At 74.2% G+C, this 21,699-nt stretch carries 20 protein-coding genes; all 20 read left to right on the top strand.

Features of this window, described 5'->3' with window-relative positions; all coding sequences use genetic code 11:
- Positions 1 to 25 precede the first annotated feature (25 nt).
- The gene (locus tag ACZ6CZ_RS33605; protein WP_469028947.1) at positions 26 to 1,276 is read left to right on the top strand and encodes a beta-ketoacyl-[acyl-carrier-protein] synthase family protein; all 1,251 of its coding nucleotides are present in this window, start codon (positions 26 to 28) and stop codon (positions 1,274 to 1,276) included.
- Positions 1,273 to 2,475: a beta-ketoacyl synthase N-terminal-like domain-containing protein gene (locus ACZ6CZ_RS33600; RefSeq protein WP_469028945.1), complete on the top strand. Its 1,203-nt coding sequence runs from the start codon at positions 1,273 to 1,275 to the stop codon at positions 2,473 to 2,475. The genes ACZ6CZ_RS33605 and ACZ6CZ_RS33600 overlap by 4 nt, the downstream gene beginning before the upstream one ends.
- Entirely contained in the window at positions 2,472 to 3,467 is a 996-nt protein-coding gene (locus ACZ6CZ_RS33595; RefSeq protein ID WP_469028942.1) for a beta-ketoacyl synthase N-terminal-like domain-containing protein, read from the top strand. Before ACZ6CZ_RS33600 ends, ACZ6CZ_RS33595 begins: the two co-directional genes overlap by 4 nt.
- Positions 3,467 to 4,309 (top strand): alpha/beta fold hydrolase, encoded by an 843-nt coding sequence (locus tag ACZ6CZ_RS33590; RefSeq protein ID WP_469028940.1) that lies wholly within the window; start codon positions 3,467 to 3,469, stop codon positions 4,307 to 4,309. Before ACZ6CZ_RS33595 ends, ACZ6CZ_RS33590 begins: the two co-directional genes overlap by 1 nt.
- On the top strand, positions 4,306 to 5,268 hold the full coding sequence (locus ACZ6CZ_RS33585; RefSeq protein ID WP_469028937.1) for an acyl-CoA thioesterase family protein: 963 nt from the start codon (positions 4,306 to 4,308) through the stop codon (positions 5,266 to 5,268). Before ACZ6CZ_RS33590 ends, ACZ6CZ_RS33585 begins: the two co-directional genes overlap by 4 nt.
- Positions 5,265 to 6,407, top strand: a complete 1,143-nt coding sequence (locus ACZ6CZ_RS33580; RefSeq protein ID WP_469028935.1) for a beta-ketoacyl-[acyl-carrier-protein] synthase family protein — start codon at positions 5,265 to 5,267, stop codon at positions 6,405 to 6,407. Before ACZ6CZ_RS33585 ends, ACZ6CZ_RS33580 begins: the two co-directional genes overlap by 4 nt.
- Entirely contained in the window at positions 6,404 to 7,369 is a 966-nt protein-coding gene (locus tag ACZ6CZ_RS33575) for a beta-ketoacyl synthase N-terminal-like domain-containing protein (RefSeq protein ID WP_469028932.1), read from the top strand. Before ACZ6CZ_RS33580 ends, ACZ6CZ_RS33575 begins: the two co-directional genes overlap by 4 nt.
- Complete coding sequence (locus tag ACZ6CZ_RS33570) at positions 7,369 to 8,232, top strand: SDR family NAD(P)-dependent oxidoreductase (protein ID WP_469028930.1); 864 nt, start codon at positions 7,369 to 7,371, stop codon at positions 8,230 to 8,232. The genes ACZ6CZ_RS33575 and ACZ6CZ_RS33570 overlap by 1 nt, the downstream gene beginning before the upstream one ends.
- A complete protein-coding gene (locus ACZ6CZ_RS33565; protein ID WP_469028928.1) occupies positions 8,229 to 9,299 on the top strand; it encodes a beta-ketoacyl synthase N-terminal-like domain-containing protein in 1,071 nt (356 codons plus the stop codon). Before ACZ6CZ_RS33570 ends, ACZ6CZ_RS33565 begins: the two co-directional genes overlap by 4 nt.
- 4 nt (positions 9,300 to 9,303) lie before the next feature.
- Positions 9,304 to 9,708 (top strand): acyl carrier protein, encoded by a 405-nt coding sequence (locus tag ACZ6CZ_RS33560; RefSeq protein WP_469028925.1) that lies wholly within the window; start codon positions 9,304 to 9,306, stop codon positions 9,706 to 9,708.
- Entirely contained in the window at positions 9,705 to 10,133 is a 429-nt protein-coding gene (locus tag ACZ6CZ_RS33555) for a 3-hydroxyacyl-ACP dehydratase FabZ family protein (RefSeq protein ID WP_469028923.1), read from the top strand. The genes ACZ6CZ_RS33560 and ACZ6CZ_RS33555 overlap by 4 nt, the downstream gene beginning before the upstream one ends.
- On the top strand, positions 10,130 to 10,675 hold the full coding sequence (locus ACZ6CZ_RS33550; protein ID WP_469028922.1) for a 3-hydroxyacyl-ACP dehydratase FabZ family protein: 546 nt from the start codon (positions 10,130 to 10,132) through the stop codon (positions 10,673 to 10,675). Before ACZ6CZ_RS33555 ends, ACZ6CZ_RS33550 begins: the two co-directional genes overlap by 4 nt.
- Before the next feature lie 16 nt (positions 10,676 to 10,691).
- Entirely contained in the window at positions 10,692 to 11,474 is a 783-nt protein-coding gene (gene fabG / locus ACZ6CZ_RS33545; RefSeq protein WP_469028919.1) for a 3-oxoacyl-[acyl-carrier-protein] reductase, read from the top strand.
- A gap of 20 nt (positions 11,475 to 11,494) precedes the next feature.
- Positions 11,495 to 12,196, top strand: a complete 702-nt coding sequence (locus tag ACZ6CZ_RS33540) for a DsbA family protein (protein WP_469028917.1) — start codon at positions 11,495 to 11,497, stop codon at positions 12,194 to 12,196.
- A 241-nt stretch (positions 12,197 to 12,437) separates the two neighbouring features.
- Entirely contained in the window at positions 12,438 to 14,105 is a 1,668-nt protein-coding gene (locus ACZ6CZ_RS33535; protein ID WP_469028915.1) for a fatty acyl-AMP ligase, read from the top strand.
- Positions 14,102 to 15,874 (top strand): acyl-CoA dehydrogenase family protein, encoded by a 1,773-nt coding sequence (locus ACZ6CZ_RS33530; RefSeq protein WP_469028912.1) that lies wholly within the window; start codon positions 14,102 to 14,104, stop codon positions 15,872 to 15,874. The genes ACZ6CZ_RS33535 and ACZ6CZ_RS33530 overlap by 4 nt, the downstream gene beginning before the upstream one ends.
- Positions 15,871 to 17,601, top strand: coding sequence for an acyl-CoA dehydrogenase (locus tag ACZ6CZ_RS33525; RefSeq protein WP_469028910.1), 1,731 nt, complete (start codon positions 15,871 to 15,873; stop codon positions 17,599 to 17,601). Before ACZ6CZ_RS33530 ends, ACZ6CZ_RS33525 begins: the two co-directional genes overlap by 4 nt.
- 29 nt (positions 17,602 to 17,630) lie before the next feature.
- Positions 17,631 to 17,915 carry an acyl carrier protein gene (locus ACZ6CZ_RS33520; RefSeq protein ID WP_469028907.1) on the top strand — a complete coding sequence of 95 codons (285 nt, stop codon included), beginning with the start codon at positions 17,631 to 17,633 and terminating at the stop codon, positions 17,913 to 17,915.
- Entirely contained in the window at positions 17,912 to 19,252 is a 1,341-nt protein-coding gene (locus ACZ6CZ_RS33515; RefSeq protein WP_469028905.1) for a condensation domain-containing protein, read from the top strand. Before ACZ6CZ_RS33520 ends, ACZ6CZ_RS33515 begins: the two co-directional genes overlap by 4 nt.
- Positions 19,253 to 19,351: 99 nt before the next feature.
- A complete protein-coding gene (locus tag ACZ6CZ_RS33510) occupies positions 19,352 to 21,664 on the top strand; it encodes an MMPL family transporter (protein WP_469028902.1) in 2,313 nt (770 codons plus the stop codon).
- Positions 21,665 to 21,699: the final 35 nt, after the last annotated feature.

Here is a 21,699-nt window from a genome sequence, read left to right as displayed (position 1 = left end):
CTGTGTCAGTCAGAGGTGAGCTTCGATGAACACAGGTACGCGAGGCCCGGACCCCGCCCCCCGCAGGGTGGTCGTCACCGGGCTCGGCGTCGTCACCAGCATCGGCATCGGTATCGGCGCGTTCACCGCCGGCCTGCGCGAAGGGCGCGGCGGGGTCAAGCCCATCACGGCGTTCGACACCACCGGGTTCGACCACGCCAACGGCTGCGAGGTCGCGGACTTCGACCCGGCGCGGTGGATCCACCGGGTGGACCCGGACGAGCTCGGGCGGGCCAGCCAGTTCTCCGTGGCCGCCACCCGGATGGCCATCGAGGACGCGGGCCTGACCGTGGACGAGGTGCGCGCCCGCCGCTCCCTGGTGTCCGTGGGCACCACGGACGGCGAGTCCCGCGACCTCGACCAGCTCGCCGAGACCGGTCTCGCCGCCGGCCCGGAGTCGTACGACCCGGTGGTCGCCCGCCGGGTGCCGGCCGGCCGGCTCTCCTCCGGCATCATCAGGGAGTTCGCCCTGGAGGACGTCGAGGCCGTCACGATCCCGACCGCCTGCGCGGCGGGGAACTACGCGGTCGGCTACGGCTACGACGCACTGCGCAGCGGCGACGTGGACATCGCCCTGGTGGGCGGCGCGGACGCGCTGTGCCGCAAGACCTTCACCGGTTTCTACCGGCTCGGCACCATCGCCCCCGAGGTCTGCCAGCCCTTCGACAAGGACCGCAAGGGCATACTCACCGGCGAGGGGGCCGGGATCCTCCTGCTGGAAAGCCTGGACTCCGCGCTCGCCCGGGGCGCCCGGATCCATGCCGAGGTGCTCGGGTACGGGCTCGCCTGCGACGCCCTGCACCCGGTAGCGCCCGACCGGGACAGCATCGCCCGCACCATCGCCATCGCCCACCGCAACGCGGGCGTGACACCCGGCCAGATCGACTTCGTCTCCGCGCACGGCACCGGCACCCGGGCCAACGACATCACCGAGGCCGGCGCGATCCGGCAGATCTTCGGTGCCGACTCCATGCCGCGGACGGTGTCCATCAAGTCGATGATCGGCCACAGCATGGGAGCGGCCAGCGCGGTCGCCGCCGCCGCGTGCGCCGTCGCCCTCACCGAGGGCTTCATCCCGCCCACCGTCAACCACCACGAGACGGACCCCGAGTGCGGTGTCGACTGCGTACCCAACGAGGCCCGCGAGGCCGAGCTGAACATCGTGCAGAACAACGCGCTCGCCTTCGGCGGCAACAACGCGGTGGTCATCCTCGGCAAGTACCGGAGCGCGGCATGAGCTGGATCGTGACCGGGAGGGGAGCCGTCGCCAGCATCGGCTCCGACACGGAGGAGATCTACCGGTCGCTGGTGGCGGGCCGCAGCGGCCTCGCCGCACTGCGCGGCTACGACCGCGGCAGGTTCCGCGCCCAGGTCGCCTACGAGATCGACGACCGGCCGGCTCCCGGCGTCGACGAGCCCCTTCGGGCCACCCGCTGGCTGGAGCGCGCCGTCGCGGCGGCCGCACGGCAAGCCGGTCTCGGTGACGACCTGTCGTCGGTGCCGGTCCTGGTCGGGACGACTCTGCGCGAGCTGCGCTCCGTGGAGCTGTCCTGGCGGGACGGGACACCGGTGGAGGCCGCGGACCTGCACTTCGGCACCATGCTGCGCAGGCGCTTCGGCGCCGCCGACACCCACACCGTCGCCAACGCCTGCTCCGCGTCCCTCTACACCCTGGCCCTCGCCACCGACCTGCTCGACCTCGGACAGGCCGACACGGTGGTGGTGGCCGGTGTCGACACCATCGCCGAGAGCACGTACGGGCTGCTCGACCGCTGCTACCCCGAAGCACCGGACCGGGTGCGGCCGTTCGACCGGGCCCGGCGCGGCATGCTGCAGGGCGAGGGCGCGGCCGCCATCGTGCTGCGCAGGGAGGCCGACGGGCCCGGCCCCGGGGCCGCGGCGCAGGCACGGGTACGCGGTGTCGCGGTCAACTGTGACGCCTATCACCCCTCGGCGCCGGAGGCGAAGACCATCACCGCTGCCGTGCGGGAGGCACACCGCCGGGCGGGGGTCGCCCCCGCCGACATCGACCTGGTGATGCTGCACGGTACCGGCACCCCGCTCAACGACGAGGCGGAGTCCGAGGCCCTCGCCTCGGTCTTCGCCGGTGTGGAGCCGTCCCCCTACATGACCGCGATCAAGTCGATGACCGGGCACACCGCCGGGGCGTCCGGGCTGCACAGCCTGGTCGCGGCCGTCGACGTGATGCGGCACGGAAGCGTGCCGCCGATCGTCGGGCTCGACGATCCGGTGGAGTCCGTGGCCGGATTCCGGCTGGTGCGCGGCCGCGCGGTGCGCCCCGACGAGGAGCTGCGCATCGCCCAGATCGACTCCTTCGGCTTCGGCGGGCTCAACGCGGTCGCCATCGTCGAGCGCTGCCCGCAGGGCGAGGCGGCCGGCCCGGCCGGCGCCGCGGCGCGGGAGGAGGGACGGTGAGCCGGACAGGCGTCGTGGTCACCGCGGTCGGTACGGCGGTCCGCGGTCTCGCCACCCCCGCGGAACTGCTCGGCGACCGGCTCCCCGGCGCGGCGCAGGCCGACCCGGTGGACCGGCTCACCGGCCGGGGCCTGCGCTACCGGGACCGGGCCACGAAGCTCGCCATGGTCGCGGGCGCCCAGGCGCTCGCCGCGGCCGGGCTGACCGGGGCGGACGGCGCGCCGACCGTACCCGGCGAGTCCATCGGCACGGTCGTCAGCACCAACTTCGGCAACGTCGACACCGTCTGCGAGACGGTCGCGACCATCGCCCGCGACACCTACCTCGCCACCAGCCCCATGCTGCTGCCCGCGACCTCCAGCAACGTGGTGGCGTCCTGGCTGGCCATCACCCACGGGCTGCGCGGCGCCAACCTGACCCTGTGCAACGGCCGGACCTCCGGTCTCGACGCGGTCAACTGGGCCCGCCTGCTCATCCGTTCGGGCCGGATCGAGCGGGCGCTCGTGGTGGGGGTGGAGCCGGACAACCCACCGGTCCGCCACCTCGCCCCGGAGCAGGGCGAGTTCTTCGACGGGGCGGCCGCCCTGGTGCTCGAGTCCGCCGCCTCGGCGGCCGCGCGGGGGGTGCGGCCCCTGGCGGAGCTGGGTCCCTACGCGCGCCGGGCCGAGCACACCCGGGCCGTGGCGGAGGTACGCGCACGCGAACCGCGCGCCGTCGGCCTGTGGTGCGTGCCCGAGCACCCGGAAGGCGTCCGCGCCCCCGGAGCCTGCCTCGGAGCCGTGCCGGGCAGCGGCGTACGCGATCTGTCCGCGCTGCTCGGGCCCAGCTCGGGGGCGCTCGGTGTGCTCCAGTGCGTGGCCGGCACGGCATGGCTGGCCGGTGCCGCCCCGGACGGCGCCGGTGCCGTGGTGCTCGCCAGTGCGGGTACCGGCGACGGCGCCCAGGACGACGCGGCGGCGGCCCTCATCCTCGCCCCGGCGGGGAGCGCGTGATGACGTCCGGCGAGGGCGGCGAAGGCGGTCTGAGGGTACGGCTGCGCCGCATGGCCCACGACGACGCCCGGCGGCCCGTGCGGGTACTGCTTCTGCACGGCCTCGCGGGATCGTCCGCCGTGTGGCGGCAGTTCGCGGAACTGGCCGGGAGCGAGCTGGAGCTGTGGGAGGCGGAACTGCCCTGGGCGGCCCACGGCGACAGCCGCTGGAGCCACGGCCCCGACCCGGTGCCCTGGGTGGCCCGTGCGCTCGACGCCGTACCGGGCAGGGTCGACCTGCTGATCGCGCACTCCTTCGCCGCCAACGCCGTGCTGGAGCTGCTGGCCTCGCGGCCCGCCGGGCGGCCGGGGGCCGCCGTCCTGGTGTCACCCTTCCACCGCAGGACGCCCGAGGAGTTCGACTGGGACACCGCCGTCCACTATCTGCACGGCTTCCAGCGCATCCTTGACGAGGGGCTGCGGGTCGGCTCGGGCGGCCGGATCCCCGTCGACCTGCGCGAGGCGATGGCGCTGCGGGTGCGCGACCGGATCGGCCCGTACGGCTGGATGCGGTTCTTCGACGCCTACCTGCGCAGTCCCTTCCTCGACACCGCGGCCATCGCCCTGCCCACCCTCGTCGTGGCCGGCGAGCACGACGTCGCGGCCCGGGCCGCAGACGCCCGCGCCCTCGCCGGGGCGCTGCCGGACGCGCGACTGCGGATCTTCGAGCGGTCCGGGCACTTCCCGATGGCCGAGCAGCCCGAGCTGTTCGCCGGGGCCGTGCACGACTTTCTGTCCTCCCGCACGCGCGCCTCTTGCGTCCCACCCTCCTGCCTGCCCTCTCACGTAACGGAGTTGACGTGACCGCGAACAGCACCGCCCACCCCTTCCAGGAGCCGAGCTCCCTGGAGATACGGCCCCGGTACGAGGGCTCCAACATCTGCACCTGGATCGGCTTCAAGCACGTCAACTACCTCGTCGAAGAAGCCGTGCTGAACCATCTGCGACACGGCGGCCTCCTGCCGGGCACGGCGTACGAGACGTACGGCCTGTGCACCGACATCGTCGACATCGACACGCGCATCCTGCACGCCTTCCACATCGACGACGTGGCGCACGCCGAGGTCACGCGGCACCGCCGGGCCAAGGACGGCGAACTGCTGCTGTCGGTGGTGCTGCACGTCCGGCGCGGCGGCGCCCTGCTCAAGGCCGTGACCTCCACCGTCCGCGTCCAGCTGCGCCTCGACCCGCGTGGCGGCGGCAACGAGCCGGTGCCCGCGTCCCTCGCCCCGTACACCGTCGGGCGGCTGGGGGCGGTCCCGGCCTGGGACCCGGCCGCCCCCGGGACGAACCCCGACTCCGCGGACCTGCTGAAGGAGCTGACCGCGGGCACCAACTCCGTCGCCTGGAAGTTCCGCATCCCGTACTGGTACTGCCACTTCACCGAGCGCATCCAGATGTCGGGCTACCTGCGGCTGATGGAGGAGGCCAAGGACCGGCTCGTCGCCGACCGCGGCGTCTCCATCAAGACCCTGCTCGACGAGCGGAACTGGATCCCGGTCGTCCCGCACTCGCGCATCACCGTCCTCGACGAGGCGCGCATGGAGGAGGACCTGTACACGGTCCTCACCGTCGAGGAGGTCTTCAAGGGCTTCACCTACACCTCCCGGATGGACACCTACGTCGTCCGTGACGGGGCGCTGGTGCACACCGCGACCGGGCGCATCACCCACGGCTACGCGGTGATCGAGAACCGCCGCGACTGGAGCCTGGTCCCCTTCGACGACCGCATGAACGCGGCGCTGGCGGGCACGTCGGCATGACCGGGGAGGTCGTGGTCACCGGGATCGGTGCCGTCTGCTGTCACGGCGGCGGTACGGACACACTGTGGCGTGCCATGACGGCGGCCCGGGTGCGTCGGCCGGACGAGCCGGCCGACCCGCTCGCCGTGATGGAGCTGCCGCGCATCAACCTGGTGCCCGACCCCGACCTGCGGGCGGCACGTGCCGCCCGGTTCGCCGTCGCGGCGGCCCGGGAGGCCCTCGCCGACGCGGGCCTGACCGGGCTGTCCGAGGCGGCGGTCGTCCTCGGCAGCTGCATGGGCGAGCCCGGTCCCAACGAGCGCGAGCGGGGCGACGGGTCATGGACGGCGCCGTTCCGGCTGGCCTCCGCGACCGCCACGCGGCTCGGCCTGGCCGGCGTCGCCCACGACATCGCCAACGCCTGCTCGGCCGGCGGATACGCGCTCGGCATGGCGTACGACATGGTGCGCGCGGGTGAGGCCGACGTGGTGCTCGCCGGCGGGTCCGACGCCTATTCGCGGGTCGCGCTCGGCTGCTTCAACCGACTCGGCGCCGTCGACCCCGACCGGTGCCGGCCCTTCGCCGCCGAACGGGCCGGCACCGTGTTCGCCGAGGGCGCCGGCATCCTCGTCGTGGAGTCCGCCGCCCACGCCGCGGCCCGTGGCGTCACGGCCGCGCCGACCCTCGCCGGCTGCGGCTGGAGCTGCGACGCGGGCCATGTGACGGCACCGCACGCGGACGGCGAGCAGATCGTACGGGCCATGCGCGAGGCCGTCGGCCCAGCAGGCGGCCCCGCGGCCATCGGCTGCGTCGTCCCGCATGGCACCGGGACGCGGCTCGGCGACGTGGTGGAGAGCCGGGCCCTGCACCGTGTCTTCGGCGAGCGCACGCCCGACGTACCGCTCTACAGCCTCAAAGCGCTGCTCGGACACGCGGGCGGGGCCTCCGCCGCGCTCGGCGCGGTCGCCGGCGCGCTGATCCTGCGCCACGGGCACATCCCGCGCAACGTGCCGCTGCGCGAGCAGGACCCCGCGTGCGCGGTGTGGCTGCCGCAGCGCGCCCCGGTGCCGTTGCCCAGCGGCCGCCGGCGGGTCCTGGTGAACGCCTACGGCTTCGGCGGCAGCAATTCCTCACTGGTCCTGGAAGGAGCGGCGGCATGAGCGGGACCACGTGGGCCGTGACCGGCATCGGGCAGGTCACCCCCGGCACCGGGGACGACGACTGGTTCGACCACCGGACCAGGCTCGGACCGCGCGGCTACAAGTACCTGCCCGCCGCCGCCCAGTACCTCCTCGCCGCGGCCCGCGAAGCGCTCGCCGACGGCGGCCGCGCCGACGCGGTGCCCGCCCGGCGCAGGGGCGCCGCACTCGCGCTCAACGGCGGCTTCGCCGAACTCTTCGACCGGATGGACCGGCAGATCGCCCTGGAGAGCGGCGCCGCCGGGCTGTCGCCCGCCACCGCCCCCTACTTCGCGGTGAGCCTGCTCGGCTCCCGCCTCACCTCGGAACTCGGCATCAGAGCCTTCGCGCTGACGCTGGCGACCCCCAGGGTCGCGGCCCTGGAGGCGGTGGAAGCCGGGGGCCGGGCCCTGGCGGCCGGGCGCTGCGACACGCTCCTGGTCGGCGCGGCCGAACACCGGCTGCCCAAATCACCGGCCGGCGACGGCGAACAGGGCGCCGTCGCCCTGACCCTGGAGCCGCCGGCCGCCGCCGAGGCGCGCGGCGCCCGGGTCCTGGGCACCGTCGCCGTCCGCTCGCTGTTCGTCCCGCCGGACCGGGAGCCGCCCGCCGGGCTGCTGACCGGGGCGGTACGCCGGCTGCTGCCCGAGCCGGACACCACCGTGCGGGTCCACCACGTCCTGGACGGCTCGCCGTTCGCCTCGGCGGTGGCCGCCGGCGTGGACCGGGCGACCGGCACCAGCGGCCGCGTCGCACTCGCGGGAGCGGGCTGTCTGGCCGCCGCCCAGGCGCTGGCCGGGCTGCTCACCGGCCCGCCCGGCACCCGGCTGCTGACCACCGCCACGCGCGAGGGGCACGCCGCGCTGGCACTCGTCCGCACCCGGCCGGACCCCTACCGCCATCCCGAGACGTCGCACACTTCCCAGAAGCGGGGGACCCCCTGATGCTCACATCCCTTGACGGCAGCTGGTGCCTGGTGCTCGGCGCCTCCAGCGGGATCGGCCGGGCCATCAGCCTCGGTCTGGCCCGCGAGGGGGTGAACGTCGCCGGAGTGCACTTCGACACCGCGGCCAGGGACGAGGAGGTCGCGGCACTCGTCGAGGAGATCCGGGGACACGGCGTCGAGGCGTCGTTCCACAACGCGAACGCCGCCAGCCACGCCACCCGCGAACGGCTCGTGCCCCACCTCACCGCACTGACCGGTGCCACCGGCGGCATCCGCATCCTGGTGCACTCCCTCGCCTTCGGCACACTGGTGCCGTTCCTGCCCCGCGAGGGCTGGGAGCGGCCGGTCACCTCCCGGCAGCTGGAGATGACCCTCGACGTCATGGCGCACAGCCTCGTCCACTGGACGCAGGACCTGCACCGGGCGGGGCTGCTGCGCAGCGGCTCCAAGATCTACGCGATGACCAGCGCGGGCGTCGTCCAGGCGCTGCCCAGCTACGGAGCGGTCTCCGCGGCCAAGAGCGCCCTGGAGAGCCATGTCCGCCAGCTCGCCTGCGAACTGGCGCCGCAGGGCATCGCCGTCAACGCCCTGCGGGCGGGTGTCACGCTGACGCCCGCGCTGCGGGCCATCCCCGAGCACGCCGGTTATGTCGCGCGCGCCGCGGTGAACAATCCGCACGGCCGGCTGACCAGGCCCGACGACATCGCCGAGGCGGTCGCGGTGCTCTCGCGCACCGACTCGTCCTGGATCAGCGGCAACACCATCGGCGTGGACGGCGCCGAACTGCACGCCGCCGCCGGGGCCTGGGGTTCCGCCGGGACCGGTGCCACCGACGACACGCCGAAGGGCGAGGGACGATGACCGCAGACAGCCTTGTCGTGTCCGGATGGTCCGCGGCATCGCCCTACGGGCTCGGCGCCCAGGCGTTCGCCGACGGGGTGCGCGCGGGCCGCGACGCCACCACCGCGCCGGGGCAGGGGCCGTACCGGCGCGCCGGCGCGATACCGGACTTCGACGTGCGCACGGTCCTCGGCCGCAAGGGCACCCGGGCCATGGACCGGGCCACCGCCATCGCCGTCGCCACCACCGGGATGCTCCTGGCGCAAGCCGGCGGCGGTCTCGCCGGGGACCGGCCCGACGACGTCGGCATGGTGCTGGGCACCGGCCACGGCAGCGTGCAGAGCATCATGGACTTCACCCGCGACTCCCTCACCGGGGACAAGCCCTTCCACGTGGACCCCGCCCGCTTCCCCAACACGGTGATGAACCGGGCGGCCGGCCAGAGCGCCATCTGGCACACGCTGCGCGGCCCCAACGCCACCGTGGCCGGCGGCGCGCTGACCGGGCTGCTGGCCCTCAACTACGCGTCGCGGCTGCTGCGGCAGGGCCACTGCGAGGCCGTGCTGTGCGGCGCCGTCGAGGAGTACTCGGCCGACCGCGCCTGGCTGGAGTACCGGGGCAGGCAGGACACCGCGCGGCGCCCGGCGGGACCGCTCGGTGAGGGCTGCGCGCTGTTCCTGCTGGAACCGCGCGGCCGCGCCGAGTCGTACGGGCGCGCTCCGCTGGCCACCCTGCTCGGCAGCCGCTTCCTGGGCTTCCCGGAGCCGGAGGGCGCCCGGCAGGCCGTCGTACGGGCCGTCACCGAGGCCCTCAAGGAGGCCGGCGCGGAGCCCGAGGACGTCTCGCTGATCGTTCCGGGCGACACCGGCGGCGCCCTCGGCGGCCGCGAGGAGGCCGCCCTGAACGAGGTGTTCGGGCCGCACCGGCCCCGCCGGCTGCGCCTTCGCCGGCTCATCGGCGACGCCTCCGCCGCGTCCGCCGCCTTCCAGCTGGCCGGCGCGCTGTGCGCCACCGGCCCCGGCGGCGTGGCCCTGGTCACCTCCGTCGACCCGGACGGCCAGGCGGGCTGCACCCTGCTGCGGGTGTGAACCCGTGCTGCCGACCGTCCGCCGCCACGCCCGCCGCACCCGCCGCCTGCTCGCCCAGGCCCTGTACGCCGCGCCCGCGGCCCCAGTCCGACGCATCCCCGAACGGAAGACGACCATGACCGAGACCACAGTCAGCAGCCACGCCACCGGCACTCCCGCCCTCGACAAGGAGGAACTGCGCGTCCTCGTCGCGGAGATCCTCGACCTGGACGTCGCGGAGGTCACCGACGACGCCCACTTCGTCGACGACCTCGACGTGGACTCCCTGATGGCGCTGGAGATATTCGTGCGCCTGGAGCGGGAGTACGCGGTGAGGATGGCCGAGTCCGAACTCCTCGCCGTCACCTCCCTGCAGGGCACCTACGAACTGCTCCAGAGCAAGCTGAAGGAGAAGGGGGAGGCCGCGTGAGCCGCGCGAGCGCGCTCGGCGCGGACGGTCTGGAACTGCTGCGCGACGAGCCGCGGGGCGCCACCACCGCCGTCGTCGCCGAGCCCGGCGACCCGGTGCTCCTCGGCCACTACCCGGGCTTCCCGGTGCAGCCGGGCGTCTTCCTGATCGAGGCCGCCGACCGCACCGTACGGCTGTGGGCGGCCGGCGCCGGTCTCGGCACGGACCTCGAACTGGTCGCCATGGACCGCTGCCGCTTCCGCCGTCCGGTCTTCCCCGGCGACCGGGTGTCGACCGAGGTGACGGTCGACACCGGTGAGGACGGCGGGACGCTGACCGCCAGGGCGTCCGCGCACACCGGTTCCGGGGCCGTCGCCGACATCCGCCTGCGCTACCGCCGCGTCCTCGCGGCCACGGCGCCGGCCCCCGAGGGAGAGACCCGGTGAACGCGTCCGCACCCGCACGGACGGGTCCCGGGACCGAGGACACCGGCGCGTTCCACGGCGTCCACCGGATCAAGAACACCATCCCGCACCGCTTCCCCATCCTGCTGGTCGACCGGGTCGGCGAGGTCGTGCCCGGCGTGCGCATGACGACGTACAAGGCGATCTCCGGCAACGAGCCCTGCTACGCGGAGTTCGGCCGGCACGCGGCGCCCGCCGACTACGCGTACCCGACCGCCTTCGTCATCGAGTCGTGGGCCCAGTCCGCCGTGCTGCTGGCCACCTGGGAGCAGCCCAACCCGGACGTGCTCGCCGGCAAGGTCGAACTGGCCGGTGCCATCAACGACGTGCTCCTCGACGGCCACGCCTACCCGGGCGAGGTCCTCGAACACTCCGTACGCCTGCTCAAGCAGGCCGGGGACACCGCGATCCTGGCCGGCCACACCCACGCCGGCGGTCGCCGGCTCCTGAGCGTCGGCGCCTTCGTCGTCGCTCTCAAGGACGTCACCGAACTGCTGCCCGCGCCCGCGGGCCTGCCTGTGTGAAAGGAGGGCATCGGCCATGACCGCTGCGAAGTCCCCGGCCGCCGCCGGGACGTCCAGGACCGCCGGGGCGAAGGTCGCCCTGGTCACCGGCGGATCGCGCGGCATCGGCCGCGCCGTCGTCAACCGGCTCGCGAGCGACGGCTATGACATCGCGTTCTGCTACCGCTCCGACGACTCCGCCGCCGACCTGGTGGCGAAGGAGGTAACGGCCCTGGGCCGCAGGGTGTTCGCCCGCAAGGCCGACGTCGCCGACCGCGAGCAGGTCAAGGCGTTCGTCACGAGCGTCGAGGAAGCCTTCGGACCGATCGCCGCCGCGGTCACCTCGGCCGGGATCACCCGGGACAACCCGCTGGTCCTGATGCCGGACGACGACTGGGACGCGGTGCTGCGGACCAACCTGGACGGCACCTACCACGTGTGCCGTTCGGTGATCTTCCCCATGATCAAGCGGCGCGGTGGCGCGGTGGTGACCCTGTCGTCGGTCACCGGCGTCGCCGGCAACGCCGCGCAGACCAACTACGCCGCGTCCAAGGCCGGCATCATCGGCTTCACCCGCTCCCTCGCCAAGGAGGGCGGCCGGTTCGGCATCCGCGCCAACACGGTCGCCCCGGGCTTCATCGACACCGACATGACGTCGGTCCTGGCGGAGAAGGTCACCGCGGAGATGCTCGGGCGGATCCCGCTGGGCCGCTTCGGCACGGCCGGTGACGTCGCCGCGCTGGTCTCCTTCCTCGTCTCCGACCAGGCGTCCTACGTCACCGGGCAGGTGTTCCAGGTGGACGGCGGCATCGCGCTGTGAGGCCGGGGAAGCGCGAGCGGGTGACGCCGCGGTTCTACTTCTCGCTGCGCAGCCCTTACTCCTGGCTCGCCTACCGGGAACTCGTCGACGACCACCCGGAACTGGCCGCGCGCACGGAATGGGTGCCGTTCTTCGAGCCGGACCGGCTCAGCCGCACGATGCTGGACGCGGCGGGGGGAGAGTTCCCCTATGCCGCGATGTCGGCGGCCAAGCACCGCTACATCCTGCAGGACGTGCGGCGGCTCGCCGCCGCACGCGGACTGGACTTCACCTGGCCCGTCGACCGGGACCCGGTGTGGGAGGTGCCGCACCTGGGCTACCTCGCCGCCCGGCGGCACGGCAGGGGCGCGCAGTTCGTCGCACTCGCCGCGCGGGCCCGCTGGGAGGAGGGCCGGAACATCTGCGATCCGGCCACCGTCGGCTCCTTCGGGCCGCCACTGGGCATCGCGAGCGCCGAGCTGGCCGGCGCGTCGGACGAGCCCGGCCTGCGCGAGGAGGGTCTCCAGGCCCTGCTCGCGGTGCACCGCGACGGGGTGTTCGGGGTGCCGTTCTTCACCGTCCACTACGACAAGTTCTGGGGCGTCGACCGGCTACGGGACTTCGTGGCGGCCGCCGCCGCCCGCGAGGCCCGGGACGCCGCGGGCGCCGGTCGTCCCCGCGGGGACGGCGGACTCCCGCACGGCCCGTCGTTCGACGACGGCCACGCGGGCGGCTGCGGCTGACACCGCACGCCGGGCCCACCCGGCGCCCGGACCCCGTGCACGGCCGCCCCCCGTCGGCCGGCGCGGGGGCACGTCCCGCGGTCATCCGGCCGCCGTCCGGCACCCTCCTGCCGTACGGCGGCCCGCACCGCCTTCCGCCCGCCGCACTCCGCGTGGACTCCGGCAGGCAGGTATAGGCCCGGGATAGCCGGGCCGACCAGGGTGGGTCCACCAGACGGCTTCGAACGCAGGGGAGTGGCACGTGGTCTGCTTCGACGGGTACGTGAGCGGATTCCGGCGCCGGGTCGCGGAGCATCCGGACCGGACCGCCGTCCGGTTCGCCTCCGCGGACGCCGTCACCGACGAGCTGCTGAGCTACGCCCAGCTCGACCGCGCCGCCCGGTCGGTGGCCCGGTGGCTCGCCGTCCGCACCGCCCCCGGCCAGCGCGTGCTGCTCGCCTTCCACCCCGGCACCGGATTCGTCCGGGCCTTCCTCGGCTGCCTGTACGCGGGGGTGATCCCGGTACCCGTGCCGGCGCAGGGCGGACACAGCGGCCGGCAGGCGCGCGTGCGCGGCATCGAGGCCGACAGCGGCGCGAGCCTGGTCCTCGACGAGGCCGCGCTCGAACAGGCCGTGGCCGGCGACGTACTGGGCTGGACGCCGCCCGCCGTACTGCCGCAGCTGCCGGCCTTCCTGCAGTACACCTCCGGCTCGACCAGCGAGCCCAAGGGGGTGGTGGTCTCCCACGCCGCCCTGGTCCACAACATCGAGCTGATGCGTGCCAGCCACGGCTGGCACGGTGGTCAGACCTGGTGCAGCTGGCTGCCCGCACACCACGACATGGGGCTCATCGCGATGATGCTCACGCCCCTCTACCTCGGCGGCACCGCGGTCCTGATGCCGCCCACCGATTTCCTCAAGCGGCCCGTCTCCTGGCTGCGGCTGATCGACCGGACCGGCGCCGCCATCAGCTGCGCCCCGAACTTCGCGTACGACCTGTGCGCGCGGCGCCTGACCGACGAGCAGGTCGCCGGTCTCGACCTGTCGCGCTGGACGCACGCCTGCAACGGCGCCGAACCGGTCGACGCCGCGACCCTGGCCCGCTTCACCGCCCGCTTCGCACCGGCCGGACTGCGCCCCGAGGCGCTGCTCCCCGGCTACGGACTGGCCGAGTCGACGTTGTTCGTCACCGGCACCCGCGTGGAGACACCGCCGGTGGTGACGACGGTGGACGCCGCCGCGCTCGCCGCCGGACGCCTCACCGGCGCGGCAGCGGGCACGGCCGGGCGGGAGCTGGTCAGCAGCGGCGTCGTGCGCGGCCTGGAGGTGCGGATCGTCGACCCCGCGACCGCCCGGGTGCGTCCCGACGGGGAGATCGGCGAGATCTGGATCCGCGGCGAGAGCCTTGCGCTGGGCTACTGGGGGCGGGAGGAGGAGACCCGGCGCACCTTCGGCGCCACCGCCGCCGGGCTCGGCGGCGGCTTCCTGCGCACCGGTGACCTCGGCGCCCTGCGTGGCGGCGAGCTGTACGTCACCGGACGCATCAAGGAAATGATCATCGTGCACGGGCGGAACCTCTACCCGCACGACATCGAGCGGGAGATCGGTGCTCTGGAGGAGGAGTTCGGCAGGCTGCCGGCCGCCGCCTTCGCCGTTCCGCAGGGCCCGCACGAGGAGATCGTCGTCGCCCAGGAGGTACGGGCCGGCCGCCGTGGCGAGGACGAGCTGCGGCAGCTGGCGACCAGTGCCCGCGCCCGGCTGGGCCGGCGCCTCGGGGTCAGGGTCGGCGCCGTCGCCCTGGTGCGGGTCGGTGAGGTGCGGCGCACCACCAGCGGCAAGGTCCGGCGCACCCTCATGCGGGAGCTGTACCTCAAGGACGCGCTGGCACCCGCCGGCACCTCCCGCACCCGGAAGGCGGACAGCCGGTGACCACGGCGGCCACGGCAGCGACCACGGCCCGGACCTGGTCCCCCTACGGGCTCACCGAGACGCTGGAGAGCTGGTTCGGCGACCCGCACGACGCGGCCCTGGCCTTCTCCTTCGCCCGGCTCGGCGCCCTGGACCGGGCGGAGGCGTTCCCGGCCGAAGTGTGCCGGCAGCTCGACGCGCTCGGCCTGCCGAAGTGGTTCGTGCCCGCCCACCTGGGCGGCGAACTGCGTGACGCCGGAGAGCTGTTGCAGATCATCCGCGTGCTCGGCCGCCGCGACTTCACCGTCGCGCTCGCCCACACCAAGACATACCTCGGCGCCGTCCCGGTCTGGGTGGGCGGCACCGCCGAGCAGGCGGCACGGCTGGCCGAACGGGTCATGGACGGCGCGGTGGTCTCGCTCGCGCTGACGGAGCGGTCGCACGGCAGCGACCTGCTCGCCGGGGACCTGACCGCCGAACGCACCCGGGCGGGCGGCTACCGGCTCGACGGCGAGAAGTGGCTGATCAACAATGCCACCCGGGCCGACCTGGTGACCGTCCTCGCCCGTACCGACCCGGCCGGCGGGGCCCGCGGCTTCAGCCTCTTCCTCGTCGACAAGTCCCAGCTGGACGAGGGCGGCTGGCACCCGGTCCCGGCGCTGCCCACGCACGGGGTGCGCGGCGCCGACATCAGCGGCATCGCCTTCACGGGCGCCGAGATCCCCGCGGCGGCGCTGATCGGGGCCGAGGGCGCCGGACTCGAGATCGTCCTCAAGGGCCTGCAGATCACCCGCACGCTCTGCTCCGCGATGACGCTCGGCATGGCCGGACAGGCCCTGGGCGTCGCGGTCGCCTTCGCCGAGCGGCACCAGCTGTACGGACGGCGCCTCGCCGACCTCCCCCAGGCCGGCCGCACCCTCGCCGAGGCCTACGCCGACCTGCTCGCCGCGGAGGCCGTCAGCCTGGTCGCGACCCGCGGCATCCACACCCTGACCGGTGAGCAGAGCGTCGTCTCGGCCATCGTGAAGTACCTGGTGCCGACGGTCGGCGACCAGCTCATCGCCGGTCTGCGGCAGCTCCTCGGGGCGCGCGCCATGCTCGTCGCCGATCACGCCGAGGGCACCTTCCAGAAGATCGAACGCGACCACCGCATCGTCGGCATCTTCGACGGCAGCACCGTCGTCAACCTCCACTACCTCATCAACCAGTTCCCGGTCCTCGTCCGGGGCTGGCGGCGCGGGCCCACCGACCCGGCGGGCGTGGCCGCCTCCGCACGGCTCGACGCACCACCACCCGCACTCGACCCGGACTCCCTGACGCTGTACGCGCGCTCCGGTTGCAGCGTCGTCCAGGCACTGCCGGCCGCCGTCGGCCGCCTGTGCGCCCGCGAACCGGGCAGCGCCGTCGCCGCGCAGGCCGAGCGGCTGCTGGTCCTGGCCGGGGAACTGCACGACGCGCTCGCCGCCCACCGGCCCACCGCCCGCGACGTGCCCGACCACGCCTTCGCCCTCGCCCGCGACTACACGCTGCTGTACGCGGCCTCGGCCGCCCTGCACCTGTGGCTGGAGAACCCCGCCGGACGCTGGTCAGGCAGCGGCTGGCTGGAGGCCGTACTCACCCGGCTGTTGCGGCAGCTGAGCGGCGAGCCCGATCTCGACGACGTGGACGGGCCGGCCCTGGACCGGCTGCTGCCGGCGCTGCGCCGGCAGCACCGCCACGGACTGCTGTTCTCGCTGCTGCACTGCGAACTGGCCGAGGCCCCGGGCCGTCCGACCGAGGAGAGGTCATGAGCGGGACGATCACCCACGTACCCGGGCCGGCGCCCGCGCCCGCCGCGGCCGACCCCGACCACCGGGTGCGGACCGCCGCCCTCGAACGCCTCGTCGGACCCGCCGACGACCCCGGCAACCCCCTGGGCACCGCCGCCGTGCTCGCCGCCGACGAATGCGGCGAACTGTCCGCCGAGGGCGAGCGCCTGCTCACCGGATACGGCCTCAACGCCGAGTTCGTACCCCGCGCCCTGGGCGGCCGCTTCACACAGGCCGACGGGCTCGCCCACCTCATGCGCACCGTCTTCCGCCGCGACTGCTCCCTCGCCATCGGCTACGGCGTCACCAGCTTCATCGCCGGGCTGCCCGTCTGGGCGTCGGGTTCCGCCGCGCAGCAGCGGCGGGCCGCCGACCTCCTGCTCTCCGGCGGCCGCATCGTCGCCGCCTACACCGAACTCGACCACGGCAGCGACTTCTCCCGCGTCGACCTCACCGCCGCCCCCGCACCCGGTGGACTGCGGTTGCGGGGCGGCAAGCAGCTCGTGAACAACATCTCACGGGCTGAGGCCGCCGTGGTGTTCGCCCGCACCAGCGCGGAACCGGGCAGCCGCAGCCACTCCCACCTCCTGGTCGACCTCGACCGGCTGCCCGCCGGCACGGTGCGCCGCGACATCCGCTACCCGACGTCGGGCGTGCGCGGCTGTCTCCTCGGCGGCATCGAGTTCGATGACTGCACGGTGCCCGCCGACTGCGTACTCGGCACACCCGGCGACGCCATGGAGACCGTGCTGCGCGCCTTCCAGGTGACCCGCAGCGTGCTGCCCGGCATGGTCGTCGGCATCGGTGACACACAGCTGCGGGCCGTGCTCGGCTTCGGCCTCGAACGCCGCCTGTACGGCCGTCCCGTCGCCGAACTCCCCCACCCGCGCGCCGCGCTGGTGGGAGCCTTCGCCGACCTGCTGGCCGGCGACGCCCTGGCCACGGTCGGCGCCCGCTCGCTGCACCTGCTGCCGGGCGAGACCAGCGTGCAGTCCGCCGCCGTGAAATACCTGGTGCCCAAGCTGCTCCAGGAGTCCTCCTACCGGCTCTCGGTGCTGCTCGGCGCCCGCAGCTACCTGCGCACCGGCCCCTACACCGTCTTCCAGAAGGCCGCCCGGGACCTGCCCGTGGTGGCGCTCGCGCACGCCGGCAGCGCCGTCTGCCAGGCCACGATCGTGCCGCAGCTGCCACGGCTGGCCGACCGGGGCTGGTTCGGGCCCGGTGCCGCGGCACCCGCCGCGCTGTTCCGCCCCGGCGACCCGCTGCCGCCCCTGGACCTCGCGAGGCTGGAACTCACCTCGCGCGGCCAGGACACCCTCAGCCGGGCCGTCACCGACACCGAGTACGACGACCCCCGCGTGAACGCCCTGGCCCGGCTGTTCGTCGCCGAACTGCGGGGCATCGCGCGCCGCGCCGCCGAACTGCCGCCCCGGGACCGCACGGTGCTCGCCTCGCGCCGCGGGTTCCTGCTCGCCGACCGGTACGCGCACGTGCTCGCCGCAGCGGCCTGTCTCGGGGTGTGGCAGCACGGCGCCGGCCCGCTCGGCGATCCGGCCTGGGTGCTGTGCGTCCTGCACCGGCTTGCCGGCCGTCTCGGCCTGAAGCCGGGACCGCTGCCCCGGGACGCGGCCGAGGAGCTCCACGCGGAGCTGCTCCGCCGCCACCGGGAGCACCTCACCTTCGACCTCGTCCGCGCTCCGCTCGCGTGAGCGGGACGCTCCTTCCAGGGAGTTCAGCCATGTCCATCGCGTCCACCGGGTCCACCGCACCCGGCACCGTCTCCGCCGCCGACATCCGCGGCTGGCTCGTCGAACGGATCGCCTTCTACCTGGAGTGCCCCGGCGACCAGGTCGACGAGAGCGCGCAACTGGTCGACCTGGGCCTCGACTCGGTCTACGCGCTCACCCTGTGCGGCGACATCGAGGACCGGTTCGGGCTCGCCGTCGAACCGACCATCGCCTGGGACCACCCGACCGTCGACGCGATGACCACCCACCTCACGGAAGAGCTGGCCACGCGGTGACCGCCGCCTCACCGCTCTCCGCGGGCCAGGAAGCCATGTGGTTCCTGCACCGTCTCGCCCCGGACAGCGCCGCGTACAACGTGGTCCTCGGGGTGCGCGTGCACAGCCCGGTCGACGCGGCAGGCCTGCGCCGGGCGGTGGCGGCCCTCGCCGCACGCCACGAAGTGCTGGGATGCGTCTACGAGGAGCGGGACGGGCAGCCGCTGCGCCGGCCCGCGCCCGGCCTGCCCGTGCCGTTCGAGGTGTGCGAGCTGCCCGGCAGCACGGAGGAGGAACTGACCGCGCTCGCCCGTGAGGCCGGTGCCCGGCCCTTCACGCTCCGCGACGCCTGGCCGTTCCGGGTCGTGCTGCTGCGCCGCGGGCCCGCCGACGCGGCGCTCGTGGTCGCCGCCCACCACATCGCGAGCGACGCCACCAGCCAGTGGCTGATGCTGCGCGACCTCCTGGATTCGTACGCCCTCGGCGGCGCACCGCTGCCCGCCGTCGCCGTCCCCTACAGCCGGTACACCGAGCAGGAGCGCGCGCTCGCCGGCAGCCCCGCCCGCGCCCGCGCCGAGCGGTACTGGGCCGGGCTCGGCCGGGGCACCACGGCCGCCACCCTGCCGCCCGACCGGCCCGCCACCGACTCCGCGGCGCTGCGCGGCGCCACCCACGTCCGTCCGCTCGCACCCGCTCTCGCCACCCGGTTGCCCGAGGCGGCCGCACGGGCCGGGGTGACGCCCTTCGCGCTGCTGCTCGGTGCCTTCCAGGCCGCCGTGCACCGCTGCACCGGGCTGGACGACTTCCTCATCGGCTGCCCCGCCTCCAGCAGGATCGGCGGGGGCACCGCCGACATGGTCGGCTACCTCGTCAACTCCCTCGCCCTGCGCGCCCGGTTCACCGCCGGGACCACCATCGGCGACACCGTGACCGCGGCCCACCAGGGTCTGCTGGCCGGCCTCCGGCAGCTGCGCCACCCCGTGCCCGTACCCGCCTTCGCCATGGCCGTGACGATGCTCGCGACCGACCGGCTGCCGGTGCCCGGACTGGTCGGCGCGGCCGGACCGGTCACGTACGGCGGACTGCGGCTGTCGCTGCTGGACCTGCCGCACATGGAGGGCCAGTTCGACGTCAACGCGGAACTGCGCAGCGCCGCGGACCGGCTGACGCTCGTCCTGCGCTACGCGGACGAGCGGTTCGACCGGGAGAGCGTCGAGCGGTTCGCCGCGGTGTGCACCCGAATGATCGAGGCCGCGGTGTGTGAGCCGGCGGCGGTCGTCTCACGCGTCCCGCTGGTCACGGACGACCAGCTCGCACACCTGCTGGGCCTGGGCGACGGCCAGGACGACGACTGGTGAGGGCGCTGCCGCGCGCATCCCGCGGCCTCGGAATATAGGCCGCTTATGAGAAGGCGCTGCCAGCGTGCACCCACCACCCCTATCGATGAGGTCACCATCATGAATCAGGCAGCCGGGGCCGGCCGACGGCCGTTGGTCGAACGGATCACCCACTGGAGTGTCCGGAACCGGAAACGGGCAGCCCTCGGCTGGCTGGGTCTGGTCGTCCTCGTCATCGCGATCGGCGCCGGCCTGGGTTCCACCAGCCTCGACGAGCACGCGCCGGGTGAGACGGGCCGTGCCCAGAGGATGCTGGACGACGCGGCCGTGTTCTCGCCGCCGCAGGAGAACGTGCTGATCGAGGCCAGGGCGGGCGACCCCGCCTACCCCGGCAACCCCGAGATGCGCCGGGCCGCCGCGGACGTCGCGCGGGCGCTGCGTGCGCTCGGCAAGGACGAGACCGGCGCCCTGTGGGCCTCCGACGTCGTCACGCCGACCGACGACGCCGACGCCGCGCGGAAGCTGGTGTCCGCGGACGGGCGTTCGCTGCTCGTGCGGTTCTCCGTGACCGGCTACTCGATGGAGCCGGTGGAGAAGGCCGTCACCGCACAGGCGAAGACGCACCCGGGGGTCGCCATCACACAGACCGGCAAGGTCAGCGTCAGCCAGGCGATCGACTCGATCCAGGACGACGACTTCCGCCGCGCCGAGTTGCTGTCCGTCCCGCTCACCGTGCTGATCCTCGCCGTCGTCTTCGGCTCGCTCGTCTCGGCCGGCCTGCCGGTGCTGATCTCGCTGGTCTCCGTCGTCGCGGCCATGGGTGTCCTGACGTTCTTCGGCAAATGGATCGCGATCGGGGACTCCACGCCCTCGGTGGTGCTCCTGATCGGCATGGCCGTGGGCGTCGACTACTCGCTGTTCTACCTGCGCCGGGCCCGTGAGGAGCGCGCCGCCGGACACGACAGCGACACCGCCCTCGTCATCGCGGGCCGCACCTCCGGCAAGGCGGTCGTGGTCTCCGGGCTCACCGTCATGGTCGCGCTCGCCGGACTGTTCTTCACCGGCATCGAGACGTTCACCGGCATGACCGTCGGCACCATCGCGGTCGTCGGCATCGCCATGCTCGGGGCGATCACCGCGCTGCCCGCCATGCTGTCCTGGCTCGGCGAACGCGTCGACCGCTGGAAGGTGCCGTGGCTCGGCGCCCGCCGCACCACGGTCAAGGACTCCCGGGTGTGGGGCTCGATCGTGCGCCAGGTGGTCAAGGCTCCCGTCGTCTGGGCGGCCGTCGGCGCGCTGGCCCTGGCCCTGCTCGCCGTGCCCGCGCTCGGCCTGAAGCTCTCCGACCCGGACCTCAAGCACCGGCTGCCCACCGACGTACCGGCCCTGCAGGCCCTGGAGAGGGTCGAGAAGGCGTTCCCGGTGGACACACAGCCGGCCGAGATCGTGGTGCGCGGCACGGATCTGGACGGGCCCGCCGTCAGGTCCGCGATCGGCGCGCTCAAGGAGCAGGTCGCCGACAGCGGCGGCCGGCTGAAGGAGCCCGTCGAGGCCAACCTGATCCCCGGCGGCAGACTCATGGTGGTACGGGTGCCACTGGCCGGTGACGGCAAGGACGCCGAGTCCGCGGCCGCCTTGAGGGAACTGCGCGACACGGCACTGCCTGCCTCGCTCGGCAAGGTCGACGGTCTGGAGTTCGCCGTCGCCGGCGACACCGCCAAGCAGGAGGACTTCAACGCGGCGCTGGACGGCAGTGCCCCGTGGGTCCTCGGCTTCGTGATCGTCCTCGCCTTCGTGCTCCTCGCGGCCGCCTTCCGATCGCTGGTGATCCCGGTCGTGTCGATCGTGCTGAACCTGCTGTCGATCGGTGCGGCCTACGGCGTCCTGACCCTGGTCTTCCAGGACGGACACCTGTCCTCGCTCCTCGGCTTCCGCTCCTACGGCGCGGTGGTCAGCTGGCTGCCCCTGTTCATGTTCGTCACCCTGTTCGGGCTGAGCATGGACTACCACGTGTTCATCCTCAGCCGGGTCCGTGAGTACCGGGGCCGCGGCCTGTCCACCGAGCAGGCCGTCGTGCAGGGCATCACCAGGAGCGCGGGCGTCGTCACCAGCGCCGCCGCCGTGATGGTCGCGGTGTTCTCGGTCTTCGCCACCCTCTCCGCCATCGACTTCAAGATGGTGGGCGTGGGACTCGCCACTGCCGTCCTCATCGACGCCACGGTCGTGCGCGGAGTGCTGCTGCCGGCCGCGCTGACGATGTTCGGCGAGGCCACCTGGAAGATGCCGCGCGCCCTGCGATGGCTGCCCGGTGTCGGCCTGGAGGGCAGCGACGACACGCCCGCCCCCGCGCCGGCGGACCCGGTGGCGGTCACCCCGCCGCACCTGGCGGCGTCCGGGCAGGTACCCGCGGGACCCGGGTCCCGCATCCGCTGACGGCGAGCACGAGGGAGCCGGGGTACGCCGCGACG

The organism is Streptomyces sp. NPDC041135 (genome assembly GCF_055592085.1).
This window is presented reverse-complemented; position numbering and strand designations above follow the sequence as displayed.

Coding starts and splice junctions, on each gene's coding strand:
- ACZ6CZ_RS33605 (WP_469028947.1), top strand. CDS start 26: ATGAACACAGGTACGCGAGGCCCGGACCCCGCCCCCCGCAGGGTGGTC.
- ACZ6CZ_RS33600 (WP_469028945.1), top strand. CDS start 1,273: ATGAGCTGGATCGTGACCGGGAGGGGAGCCGTCGCCAGCATCGGCTCC.
- ACZ6CZ_RS33590 (WP_469028940.1), top strand. CDS start 3,467: ATGACGTCCGGCGAGGGCGGCGAAGGCGGTCTGAGGGTACGGCTGCGC.
- ACZ6CZ_RS33580 (WP_469028935.1), top strand. CDS start 5,265: ATGACCGGGGAGGTCGTGGTCACCGGGATCGGTGCCGTCTGCTGTCAC.
- ACZ6CZ_RS33575 (WP_469028932.1), top strand. CDS start 6,404: ATGAGCGGGACCACGTGGGCCGTGACCGGCATCGGGCAGGTCACCCCC.
- ACZ6CZ_RS33570 (WP_469028930.1), top strand. CDS start 7,369: ATGCTCACATCCCTTGACGGCAGCTGGTGCCTGGTGCTCGGCGCCTCC.
- ACZ6CZ_RS33565 (WP_469028928.1), top strand. CDS start 8,229: ATGACCGCAGACAGCCTTGTCGTGTCCGGATGGTCCGCGGCATCGCCC.
- fabG (WP_469028919.1), top strand. CDS start 10,692: ATGACCGCTGCGAAGTCCCCGGCCGCCGCCGGGACGTCCAGGACCGCC.
- ACZ6CZ_RS33525 (WP_469028910.1), top strand. CDS start 15,871: ATGAGCGGGACGATCACCCACGTACCCGGGCCGGCGCCCGCGCCCGCC.
- ACZ6CZ_RS33520 (WP_469028907.1), top strand. CDS start 17,631: ATGTCCATCGCGTCCACCGGGTCCACCGCACCCGGCACCGTCTCCGCC.
- ACZ6CZ_RS33510 (WP_469028902.1), top strand. CDS start 19,352: ATGAATCAGGCAGCCGGGGCCGGCCGACGGCCGTTGGTCGAACGGATC.